Below are 12,792 nucleotides of genomic sequence, written 5' to 3' on the forward strand. Positions count from 1 at the left end.
GTCATTTTTCTCTGCTGCACCTGCCTATATATCTGCAGTAGTGGAATTATTGTGGATCAGCTTTGGTCGTTTTCAAAAGCGTAAGCAAGTTAGCAGCTTTTGGTTTTACAAGCCAGAATTTACGGCTGTAAAAATCGAACTCGTTGCGGATCTTGTACGCCCACGCACTACCTGTTTCAGCAATATGCTCATCTAGAATACGCAATAAGAACTCTTTATGCTCTTCCATCGATTCTGTTGAGATACGGTTCAACTCAATTAACTCGTGGTTGTAGTAGTCGACAAAGTCATTATCCAAGTCAAGTACATAAGCAAAACCACCTGTCATACCCGCACCGAAGTTGTGGCCAACTTTGCCCAGTACCGTCACTACACCGCCTGTCATATATTCACAGCAGTGGTCACCTGCACCTTCAATGACAGCAAAGGCACCTGAGTTGCGTACTGCGAAACGCTCGCCCGCAGTACCCGCAGCAAATAACTTACCGCCTGTCGCACCGTATAAACAAGTGTTACCAATAATCGCAGTTTCTTGCGTTTGGAACGGCGAACCTTTTGGTGGGAAAATCGATACGCGACCACCCGCCATGCCTTTACCGACATAGTCGTTCGCATCACCTTCAAGCTTGATATGCAAACCACCTGCGTTCCACACCCCTAAAGACTGACCCGCAGTACCTTTTAGGTTCATCACAACAGGATGCGCTTCCATATCTAAATTGCCGTAACGACGCGCAATTTCACCAGAGATACGTGCACCAATTGAACGGTCACAGTTACCAACCGTGAAGCTATATTCACCGCCCGTACCAGCTTCAATTGCTGGCAACATTTCTGTCACCATCTGCTCTGCTAACACACCTTTATCGAATGGTGCATTGCCTTCAACTTGACAATATTGTGCCTTACCTTCAGCCGCAGGATGTGACTCAAGCAGTGCACTTAAATCTAAGTGAGCGTGCTTTTCAGTTTCACCTGGCAATACTTCGAGCAAGTCAGTACGACCAATCAAATCTTTCAAGCTAGCTACACCCAATGCCGCTAACCATTCACGTGTTTCTTCCGCAATAAAGTGGAAGAAATTGATCAACATTTCAGGTTCACCAATGTAGTGTTCCTGACGTAAATGATCTTGTTGTGTTGCAACACCAGTTGCACAGTTGTTCAAGTGGCAAATACGTAGGTATTTACAACCTAAAGCAATCATTGGTGTTGAACCAAAGCCGAAGCTTTCCGCACCTAAAATCGCAGCTTTAACCACGTCTAAACCAGTTTTTAAACCACCATCGGTTTGTACACGAACTTTCCCACGCAGGTCATTCACACGAAGCGCTTGATGTGCTTCAGAAAGACCCAACTCCCATGGTGAACCCGCATGGTGAATTGATGAAAGTGGAGATGCTGCTGTACCACCGTCATAACCTGAAATGGTAATGAAATCGGCATAGGCTTTCGCAACACCTGCGGCAATTGTGCCTACACCTGGCTCAGACACCAGTTTTACAGAAACCATCGCTTTTGGATTGACTTGTTTCAAGTCAAAGATCAATTGCGACAAGTCTTCAATCGAATAAATATCGTGGTGCGGAGGTGGTGAAATTAATGTCACTCCTGGCACAGAGTAACGTAAACGTGCAATTAAGCCATTCACTTTACCACCTGGCAACTGACCACCTTCACCTGGTTTTGCACCTTGCGCCACTTTAATCTGCAACACTTCAGCAGAAGTTAAGTACGCTGGTGTTACACCAAAACGACCAGATGCAATCTGTTTGATTTTTGAGTTACGAATCGTACCGTAACGTGCAGGATCTTCACCGCCCTCACCTGAGTTCGAGCGACCACCAATCGTATTCATAGCAATTGCAATTGCTTCATGTGCTTCAGGAGACAATGCACCCAAAGACATACCCGCAGAGTCAAAACGTGGCAAAATTGACTCAACCGACTCAACTTGCTCTAAAGCAATCGAGTTATCTGTTTTTAACTTAAATAAGTCACGGATGGTTGCAATTGGGCGATGATTCACCAGCTCAGCATATTCTTTAAAGTCAGCATAGTTACCTGAACGTACTGCTTTGTGTAAAGCATTGATCACATCAGGGTTAAATGCATGGTATTCCTTGTCGAATACAAACTTCAATAAACCGCCCTGATCGATTGGCTTACGTGATTTCCAAGCAGTATCAGCCAATTTTTTCTGATCATTTTCAAGGTCAACAAAAGTTGCACCTTTAATACGGCTTGGCACACCAGTAAAGCATTTGCCTACAACTTCTTCAGACAAACCTACTGCCTCAAACAACTGACCACCGCGGTAAGATGCTACTGTTGAAATCCCCATTTTTGATAGGACTTTGAGTAAACCTTTATCAATACCTTTACGGAAATTTGCTTGTGCATGAATTGGATCACCCAATAACTCGCCTTTTGCAATCAAGTCATTAATTACATCGTAAGCTAAATATGGATAAATTGCTGTTGCACCAAAACCTAAAATCACTGCAAATTGATGTGGGTCACGAGCAAAACCCGTTTCCACAATAATGTTGGCATCAGTACGTAAACCGACATTAATCAAGTGGTGATGTACTGCACCTGTTGCCATTACGGCATTTGCAGGTAAATAGCCTTCACGGATTTTCTTGTCCGAAAGTAATAATAAAGTTTTGCCATCACGAATTGCTTGTGCAGATTCTTCACAGATACGCGTGATTGCTGCCTCTAAACCTTCTGTTTCAGGATAGTTCAAATCAATATCTGCAATTTCATAACCCTTACGACCTAAAGTACGGATTTGATGCATTTTCGAGTTTGACAGTACAGGACTTGAGACAATTAAACGATCTGCATGTTCTGGACCTTGTTCAAATACATTTTGCTCACGACCAAAGCATGTTTCCAATGACATCACAATCGATTCACGTAATGGATCGATTGGCGGATTTGTTACTTGCGCAAACTGTTGACGGAAGTAATCCGATACATGACGTACTTGACGCGACAACACCGCCATAGGGGTGTCATCACCCATTGAACCTACCGCTTCCTGACCACTTTCAGCAATCGGACGTAGTAATTGGTCACGCTCTTCAAAGGTCACCATAAACATTTTTTGCGCTGCTTTCAGGTCATCACCTTTTAAGCCTTGCTCGCACAAATATTCTTCAAGTTCTGGGCTGCCTTGCAGGCGAATTGAATTTTCACGCAACCATTCACGATATGGACGCATTTTTTTCAAGTGGTTGCTGACATCTTTAGTATCAAGCAATTTACCAGTAAAGGTATCTACTACAAGAATTTGACCAGGACCAACACGACCTTTAGAAATTACATCTTCAGGCTGATAATCCCATACACCAATTTCAGAGGCTAAAGTAATGTAACCATTTTTGGTAATCACCCAACGTGCTGGACGTAAACCATTACGGTCTAGCATACAGATCGCATGACGACCATCTTGAATTACTAAACCAGCAGGGCCGTCCCATGCTTCCATGTGCTTCGAGTTAAACTCATAGAATGCACGTAAGTCAGCATCTAAAGTTTCAACGTTTTGCCAAGCTGGTGGAACCAACATGCGTAGCGCACGGAATAGATCCATACCGCCACCGACAAGAATTTCAAGCATGTTATCCAAGCTCGAAGAGTCTGAACCTGTACGGTTTACAATCGGCTTAAGCTCAGTTAAACCTGGCAATAATGGATTTTCAAACTTCGGTGTACGCGCCATTGCCCAGTTACGGTTTGCCGTAATGGTATTGATCTCACCATTGTGTGCAAGGTAACGGAATGGTTGAGCCAATGGCCAACGCGGTAAAGTATTGGTTGAGAAACGTTGGTGGAATACCACGATATGTGATGCTAAACGCTCATCTGCAAGATCTGTATAGAAGTCTGCAATTGCAGCAGGCATCATCAAACCTTTATAACTGATGACTGTTGAACACAGTGTTGTTACATAGAATGATGGATCATTACTAAGTTGCTGCTCTGCACGACGACGTGCCAAGAATAACTTACGGTTAAATTCAACCTCAGTAACTCCCATAGGGCAATTCACAATAATTTGTTCAAAGGCTGGCAAAGATTGCATCGCAATTTCACCGAGTGCTGCATTGTTTGTCGGCACTACACGCCAAGCAAGAACGCGCAAACCTTCGTCTTCAATTTCTTTGCTCAGAATTTGCTTTGAATACGCAGCGATTGCTGGGTCCAAGTTAAGGAAAACTGTACCAACAGCGAAAATTTCACTGAGAGTAATATCGCTCAGTTTTTTTGCTTCTTCGCGGAAGAACTGTTTCGGCATCGCCAATAATAAACCACACCCATCTCCGGTCTTACCATCGGCGGCAATACCACCACGGTGGGTCATACAGCTCAAGCTATGAATGGCGGTCTTGACCAGATCATGACTCTCGTCCCCTTGCATATGAGCAATAAGGCCGAAACCACAGTTATCTTTAAACTCATCCGGTTGGTATAAACCTTGAGCGGGAGCTACAGTATTAGGCGATGGCATGTGCATAGCGTACCCTTCTTTCTACTTGGCCCTGAATCGGGCGCTGACTATCTAACTTCTTTGCGACTTAGTCTAACTTTCTCACACTAAGATCAATTTAATGCAATGATCTTGCACTCTCATGTCAAAGATAGACTGATTTTATCTTTTGTACATGACCGAAATGCAAAAAACTATTGCGACTTTTGCGCACTCTTTTAAAGCAAGCAATCTTGATGTTTTCGCACACTCTTTGAATCTTTTCGCGCCAAAATAGTGACATCAACTCAAATCATGCACCATTTAAGCAAAAAATATGCCAACTTAAGATTATTAAATCTAATTCTTTTAAATACAGAAATATCAAGTGTTCGACCTGAATTAGAGCATTTGAAGTCTTATATTAATTGCACCATTTTTGCGCATTTAATTATTGGTATAGCACAATGTGCTCTATTTTAGAACGATTAATTAAATGGATCTGCAATTTCTTGGCGCACAGGCGAATTTGAATTGGTCGATGAAGTGGCTGATTTGGTTCCTGTCTCTGCATGCGATTGAGATTTTTGCACATCAATCACATTGCCTTCAGCATCTCGACGAGTCACAGTTGTACTGGTAGATACATTACCCGTATCTGAGCTATTCGCTGTTGTACCCGCAGCTTTCGGTTTACTTAAATCCATTAAAGCTGTATCTGGTTTTGGCAAAGCTGCAGGACTTAATTTAACTTCATACAAAACTGAGGAACCTTGTAACTCCTCCATCCCCATATCATTAACTTGTGATGCATAATCTTCCAAGGCTATCACTTTAGGGTGGACAGAAGCAGGCAATTTAAAATTGAGTTGCTCGCGTGCTTGATTCGCTTCTTTTTCACTCGAATATAAACCGTAAAATAAAACATATCGCTCTTGTTGTTGATCCCCAGCCAATCGCAAATAAAAATAACTTTTTCGATCACCCAGTTTATTTAAAAAACTTTTAATAATGTCTTCTTCAGTCACACTAAATAATTCTAAGCTTGACTTATTTTTCTGTTCCTCAATGAATTTACTTCCTCGGAATTCATTCGCATGATTTCCCGTAGCAATAACTCGAGTAGTCTGTGTAATAGGGCGAACTTCTTCTTGTAAAGTGCCTAAATTGGTTGTAGCTGTGACACGGGCTGGTTGGATTTGCAGCTCAGCATCAGACTCCACCTTTTTATTGACTTCGACCAGTTCTTCACTACTGTCCGATCCTGCCCAAAATATCAATGCCACAAAAAGACATAACACTCCGCCCACAAGCCAGATATAACCCTGTGTATTTTTCCAATATTTGCGGAGTGTTGTCATAATTTCACCTTTATATTGTTTGATTGGCTAGAATCGCCTGTTTCATCAGTTCAACATCAAACTCTTTGGTAATGATTGCTTGACCCAACTGTTTTAACAGCACCAATCTAAGCTGACCATTCAGTACTTTCTTGTCATGCGCCATATAACCCAAGAAGTCATCCAATGGAATTGCCGGACATACTATCGGCAAACCTGCACGCTGTATGATTTTTTTTGTACGCTCTAAGTCTGCTACAGAAATCCAACCCATACGTTGTGATAAATCTGCTGCCATGACCATTCCCGTTGCAACAGCTTCACCATGCAACCACACCCCATATCCTAGATAGGATTCAATCGCATGACCAAAGGTATGACCTAAATTCAACAATGCACGCTCGCCTTGTTCTTTTTCATCATTTGCTACAATACGCGCTTTATGTGCACAAGAACGATAAACCGCTTCAGCCAATAAATGAGGATCACGTGCGACCAAGCCATCCATATTTTTTTCAAGCCAGACTAAAAAATCCTCATCTCCGAGCAAGGCATACTTAATCACTTCAGCTAAACCAGCAGACAGTTCACGATCAGGCAAGCTTTTCAATTGAGACATATCTGCCAGTACCACTTGTGGTTGCTGAAATGCTCCAATCATATTTTTACCCAAAGGATGATTGATCCCTGTCTTGCCACCAACACTAGAATCTACTTGTGACAATAACGTCGTTGGCACTTGGATAAAATATACGCCACGCTGGAAACATGCTGATGCAAAGCCCGCCATATCACCAATCACCCCACCACCCAAAGCCAATACAGTGCAATCGCGGTTAAAACCTGCTTCAAGCAAAGCATCAAAAATCAAATTCAGATGTTGAATATCTTTATATTTTTCACCATCAGGCAAAACACAGGTAGCAACCTTTTTACTCAATGCTTCAACAGCTTTTACATAATGCTCTAAATACAAAGGCTGAACGGTGGTATTGGTCACAATCATGACTTGCTGTCCGAGAATATACGGCGCCAGTAAATCATGAGGGTTTAAATCACTACCAATGAAGATAGGGTAACGGCGTTCACCGAGTTCTACATATAAAGTTTGCATGAGTTCAATTACTTCGGTATTCAATCAATAGGTTGTGTGGTAATCATCGTTAAGATTTTATGTGCAAGATCTCGTGCGGCACCTTGATTAGTTTCAATAATATAATGAGCCACATCCCGATATAAAGGATCACGAATCGCAAGTAAATCACGCAGTTTTTGCTCAGGATTTTCAACCTGTAGGAGAGGACGGTTTTTATCGCGATAAGTACGCTGAAGTTGAATTTCAACAGGAGTATAGAGATAAACAACAATACCACGTTGTTTTAGAAAATTACGGTTGGGCGCCTGAGTCACTGCGCCGCCACCAGTCGCTAAGACTAAATGTGGTCGGGCAGTCAACTCATCAATCACAATAGTTTCACGGGTACGAAATCCTTTTTCACCTTCTTTCTCAAAGATCCAGGGAATGGTCGCACCTGTTTTTCGTTCAATCTCATGATCACTATCGAGAAATTCACGACCCAACAATTCTGCCAAATGCCGTCCGACTGTTGTTTTTCCTGCCCCCATTGGCCCTACCAAATAGATATTTGGTAGGGAATTAAACTCTTTGCTTGGCAAGGAGTCACCTATTAATTTTGTTTAAATTGAAAATATATTAATGATTTCTTGAAACACTGTCATTAACAATTCGTGGTGTCACAAAAATCAACAGCTCTTGCTTGTCATCCGACTTGGTATCTTTTCTAAACAATCTTCCAATGTAAGGAATATCTCCCAAGAACGGCACCTTAGTTTGCGAGTTACTGGTTGTCTGCTCAAATACACCACCCAAAATCACTGTTTCGCCATTATTGACCAAAACATTGGTTGTAATTGTGTTTTTGTTTAAGATCAACTCACCATTCGGTGCTTCGCCTGCAATCGAGTCTTTCGCAATATCAAGCTGCATTTGCACTTTACCGTCTGGGGTAATACTTGGCGTAACTTCCAAACTGAGTAGCGCTTCTTTGAATGAGGTAGTAGCTGTTGAGCCAGAAGCAGAGTTTGTTGTGGTTTGATAAGGTACTTCTTGACCTGTCGCTACCTTGGCTTTTTGTTTATCTCCAGTCAAAACTTTTGGTGTGGAAATCACCTCGCCATAGCCATCTGCTTGTAAAGCTGAGAGTTCAAGATCCAACATAAAATCGGACAGGCTAATCAAGCTAAAGGCAATCTGACCCGCAGGATTGGTCACCCCCAAATCAACGTTTAAGTTATCTGGACGCTGAATAGTGTATTTTCCATCATCATCTGGGGTTTTTAAATCCCATAAAGTTTGATCACTACCACCCACTAAGAGATCGTTATTGCTATTAATCCCTTGTGAAAGAATCCCCCACTTCACTCCCATCTCTTTAGTAAATGAAGTAGATGCTCGTACGATGCGTGCTTCAACCATAACCTGCTGTACTTGTACATCCAGCAAATCAACCATTTTTCTAATTTTGTCTATGTTTTGCGCTGTATCATTTACGATTAACGTATTCGTACGATCATCTGAAACAATACTTCCTCTTGAACTTAATAAACTTTCTAAAGCTAAAGAGTCTTGATTATTTACACCTGTATTTTTACCAGCTTCCTTTCTAGAATCTGTTACAAGTTTAAAAACATCCGCTGCTTTAGCATAACTTAAACGTAAATATTCAGTTTGAATTGGTGCTAACTTAACACTCTGCGCTATCGCTTTGGCTTCATCTTCTTCAGACTTGATCAATTCAGCAACTGGTGCAATCCAAATCACATTTCCATTACGACGCTTGTCTAAGTTTTTTGTTTTTAAAATAATATCAAGAGCTTGGTCCCATGGCACATCTTTCAGACGCAAGGTGATATTGCCTTGTACCGTATCGGCAGCCACCATATTAATACCAGTAAAATCTGCCAATAATTGCAATACACGACGTACCTCAATATCTTGGAAATCCAATGAAATCTTCTTACCCGTATAGTTATTAGCTGTACGCGGTTTCATTGGATTCTTATCGACAGGACGCTTTAAGCTGATCGTTAACTTATTCTCAGCTTGGTAAGCCATGTACTCATAGCTACCAGAGGACTGAATAGTAATTACACCACTATTACCATCATTATAAGCATCTACTGTTGCTACAGGTGTTGCAAAATCATTGACATTGAGGCGGCGAGTCAAATGTGCCGGAATTTTACTTCCCAACATACGCACCACAATTTTACTCCCTTGTTGCTGCACATCTGCTGGCGTATTGCTGCCGAGCAAATCAATAACAACCTGACCTTCACCTTCTGAACCACGTTGAAAACCAATATTTGAAACACCTTGTGATGGCGCTTTAGCCGTTGTTGCTACAGGAGTCGCAAAACTATTATCAGTCGCATTTATTTTAAGAATAAAGGTATTACCTTCAACACGGGTAGTGAAAGCACCTGCATCTGCAAGATTAATGGTTAATCGAGAACGCTGCGCGTCTGAAGATACATCGACAGAACTGGCTTCTTTTGTCGCAACCTGAATATTATTTTGCTTTAGTGTTTGTTGCGCTTTATCAAAATCTAAAATCAGTCTTGATGGTTGTTCAAGTTGGTAAGCTTGAGGCTGTGGTGGTATTCCGTTAAACATCACACGAATTTCAGTCCCTTGTCCAGGTACTTGCATAGGTACGACATTCGTGATGCTAACTTGTGCACTGGCAGCTTGCATGACAGCCATGGCAACCGCACCCATAGAGAATTGACGGAAAATATGATTCATTGTATTACCATCCCCAAATATAAAATCTTGAATACTGTTTTTCATTTTTATTCCTTTGAATTAAGGCGCGGGTCCAATTAAGACAAGGCTACGCGGGCGCTCAACATACCCCTCTCGACCATCGGGAATAATTTCCACAAGATCAATCTGTGTAGGCGTAATTTTCACAATTCGCCCTTGATTCATCCCCATGTAATTTCCGACTTGCACACGCTCAATTTCACCATCAGGCGTTTGGATTAACCCCAAAATTTGCCCAGACTGATTACGCATACTCCCCTTCATATTTAAGGATTCTAAAGCATAACTTTCCAATGGCTGCGACTGACGCGAAAAATTCGGATACACTCGCTTACCCGACATAATTTTTAATTCTGCTGCCAAAGAACTTGGCATAAACGGACTTTTCAATTGATGCGCTGCATAATTGAATGTCGGTACAGGTGGGAAAACAGGCGCTGGTTCAATCGGCAAAGGTTGCTGATTACGAATATTTACCATTTCCATGTTTACCGCATCAATACGTGAATCACACCCCACCAAAACCAGCCCGAACATCAAAGCAAATGCTATTTTCTCAAATTTCATTTCTTCGCTCCTTCTGGAGTAACTTGAGCAGGAGGAGTTGTAGCATTCGCACCAGCTGCCACATTTTGATCATCTGAATTACCTATATAGCGATAGGTACGTGCCTTCGCAACATAAGTCACTTGTGGAATTTCAGATTTTTTATCCGTACTAATTGAAGAACTGATATCAAAATCATGTAAGGTCACAATTCGAGGTAATGCTGCAATGCCACTCGCAAAAGAACCAAAGGCATGATAATCGCCTGTCGCTTCAATACTAATTGGCTGCTCAACAAAAAACTCTTGTTTGACTTCAGGCTCTAAACGAATATTTTTAAATTTAAGCCCAGAATTCACACCTGTCACGTTAATGTCTTCAACCAGACCTGGAATTTCAGTTTCCTTTGGCAATTGCTCCAATTGCTGATTAAAGTTCGCCTCCATTTCCTGCAACTGAGCTTGATATTGTTGCAAATTACGTAACTTAGAATCCTTTTCTCTGAATTCATTTAGCAAGTTTTGCTCTTGTGCATGTGCGCTAGAAATCGCATCTAATTGCGGCTTGATTACAACAAAATAGCCAACCGCACAAATTAAAAAGACAATAAAAATCCAGCAGGTAATTTTGACTGATAATGGCCAACTGCCGTAATTATTCGGGTCCAACGTGTTAAATTGTTGAAAAAACTTATCTACTGTCATTTTTTTCTTAGTTTTAACAACGGCTTCTTGATTTAGATCATCAAACTCATCACGACTCATTGTGCTGCCCCCGCTGTTGAACTAGCTGCTGCATTTGCATCATTTGCCGCTACCGCCATAGAACCTGCAGCTTCATTCGCTGCATCCGTCGGCATAGCAATCTCATCCAAATCTGCAGTTACCACAAAGCTGCCATAACTATCCTCAACACGAGGAACAATTGAACTCGGCGCTTTATTTTTATTATCTTCCACAGCCACGAAGGAATCCATAAAGGCATTACGATACCAAGCTGAAGCTTCTAAATTACGTAAAAATTCAGCTACTGCATTTGGACTTTCTGCCTTACCTTCAATAGTAAATTTATCGCCAATACGACTGAACTTAGTAATATATAAGTTCGCAGGGACGACACGTGCCATTTCATCAATTAAACGCACGGCAATTGGACGTTGACTTTGCAGACCCTGGATCAACTTCATACGTTCTACAATTGCATTACGTTGCTCTTGTAAACCTTCTAAAGATTTTAGTTGTACATCCAAGTTTTGATTGGTACTGATAATAAGCTGATTCGCTTGTTCTTGGTCTTCAAGCTTATAGTTGTAATAGAACCAAGCCCCTACAACCAATAACACCCCAATTAAAGCCGCCCCAATACAAATCGCAATAAATTCTTTTTTTCGTTTCTCTCTCAGCTCATCACGCCAAGGGAGCAGGTTAATTTTTGCCATTAATCAAAACTCCTCAATGCTAGACCACACGCCACCAAGAGAGAGGAAGCATCATTTTCAATTTTTTTAATATCTATTTTTGGAGAGAAACCCATTTGCAAAAATGGGTTAGCAATCGTGACGCGGTATCCGAGCTTTTGTTGCAATAATTTAGCCAAACCAGGAATATTGGCATTTCCGCCCGCCAATAAAATATGATCGATTTCATTAAACTGCGAAGATGAAAAGAAAAACTGTAAAGAACGGGCAGCCTGTTGCACCACCGCTTCAAGAAACGGCTCTAGCACTTCTACATCATAATCATCAGGAAGCGTACGACTTTTTTTGGCACGTCCCGCTTCTTCAAATGACAGTCCATAACGATTCTGGATTTCTTGGGTCAGTTGCTTTCCACCAAAAACCTGCTCGCGAGTATAGATAATTTTGTCATTTTGCATGACTGATAGGGTGGTCATGGTATGGCCAATATCTAAAATACCGACAGTATTCACGCCCATCGGCATGGTGTCAGAGAAGACTTTATAAACGTTTTCCATTGCGAAGCTTTCAACATCCGCAATTTTAGGTGTGATTCCAGCCAGTTCTAGCACCTCTGAACGCGCTTCCACATTTTCCAGACGTGTTGCCACCAAAAGCACATTGATCCGATTCGGGTTAGCTAAACGATCAGGCAAAACTTCAAAATCAAGGCTGACTTCATCTAAAGGGAACGGAATATATTGTTCAGCATCCATACGGATTTGGACTTCACGCTCATCATCCGTCATATCCGCATCCATCTCGATGATTTTACTGATCACCATAGACGTCGGAATGGCAATTGCTGCTGCATGTGATTGAACATTTGCTAAATTTAAAGCGCGCTCCAAAGCCTCCCCAATAGCTTCAGGATTCAAAATGTTCTTTTCAACAACGCTGCCTTCTGGTAACGGGACCAAAGCATAGCTTTCTACCCAATAGCGACCGTTTTTTACAGACAGCTCTAATAACTTAACAGAAGTGGAACTAATATCTACTCCTATTAACCCCTTATTTGGCTTACGATATAACCTGAGCACAATACTATTCCTATTATTTTTTTATCCCCAATAGAAGTAACTAACTAACTGGCTGCGGTCTATAATTTTATACGGATACA

General features: G+C 41.6%; 9 protein-coding genes. All 9 read right to left on the bottom strand.

Annotated elements, in window-relative coordinates:
- Nucleotides 1-46: 46 nt before the first annotated feature.
- The gene (gene gltB, locus F4W09_RS06845; protein WP_151504469.1) at nucleotides 47-4,522 is read right to left on the bottom strand and encodes a glutamate synthase large subunit; all 4,476 of its coding nucleotides are present in this window, start codon (nucleotides 4,520-4,522) and stop codon (nucleotides 47-49) included.
- A gap of 446 nt (nucleotides 4,523-4,968) precedes the next feature.
- Complete coding sequence (locus F4W09_RS06850; RefSeq protein ID WP_151504394.1) at nucleotides 4,969-5,841, bottom strand: hypothetical protein; 873 nt, start codon at nucleotides 5,839-5,841, stop codon at nucleotides 4,969-4,971.
- Nucleotides 5,842-5,851: 10 nt separating this feature from the next.
- A complete protein-coding gene (gene aroB / locus F4W09_RS06855) occupies nucleotides 5,852-6,934 on the bottom strand; it encodes a 3-dehydroquinate synthase (protein WP_151504395.1) in 1,083 nt (360 codons plus the stop codon).
- A 20-nt stretch (nucleotides 6,935-6,954) separates the two neighbouring features.
- A complete protein-coding gene (aroK, locus tag F4W09_RS06860) occupies nucleotides 6,955-7,497 on the bottom strand; it encodes a shikimate kinase AroK (protein ID WP_151504396.1) in 543 nt (180 codons plus the stop codon).
- Between the two features lie 37 nt (nucleotides 7,498-7,534).
- On the bottom strand, nucleotides 7,535-9,649 hold the full coding sequence (gene pilQ, locus F4W09_RS06865; protein ID WP_171284997.1) for a type IV pilus secretin PilQ: 2,115 nt from the start codon (nucleotides 9,647-9,649) through the stop codon (nucleotides 7,535-7,537).
- A gap of 60 nt (nucleotides 9,650-9,709) precedes the next feature.
- On the bottom strand, nucleotides 9,710-10,237 hold the full coding sequence (locus F4W09_RS06870; RefSeq protein ID WP_016168706.1) for a pilus assembly protein PilP: 528 nt from the start codon (nucleotides 10,235-10,237) through the stop codon (nucleotides 9,710-9,712).
- Complete coding sequence (locus F4W09_RS06875; protein WP_044739694.1) at nucleotides 10,234-10,980, bottom strand: type IV pilus inner membrane component PilO; 747 nt, start codon at nucleotides 10,978-10,980, stop codon at nucleotides 10,234-10,236. The genes F4W09_RS06870 and F4W09_RS06875 overlap by 4 nt, the downstream gene beginning before the upstream one ends.
- Complete coding sequence (locus tag F4W09_RS06880) at nucleotides 10,977-11,654, bottom strand: PilN domain-containing protein (RefSeq protein WP_044739695.1); 678 nt, start codon at nucleotides 11,652-11,654, stop codon at nucleotides 10,977-10,979. Before F4W09_RS06880 ends, F4W09_RS06875 begins: the two co-directional genes overlap by 4 nt.
- Entirely contained in the window at nucleotides 11,654-12,712 is a 1,059-nt protein-coding gene (locus F4W09_RS06885; RefSeq protein ID WP_151504397.1) for a pilus assembly protein PilM, read from the bottom strand. Before F4W09_RS06885 ends, F4W09_RS06880 begins: the two co-directional genes overlap by 1 nt.
- Nucleotides 12,713-12,792 lie beyond the last annotated feature (80 nt).

It is taken from the genome of Acinetobacter tandoii, assembly GCF_008867985.1.
In the GTDB taxonomy this organism is placed as follows: domain Bacteria; phylum Pseudomonadota; class Gammaproteobacteria; order Pseudomonadales; family Moraxellaceae; genus Acinetobacter; species Acinetobacter tandoii.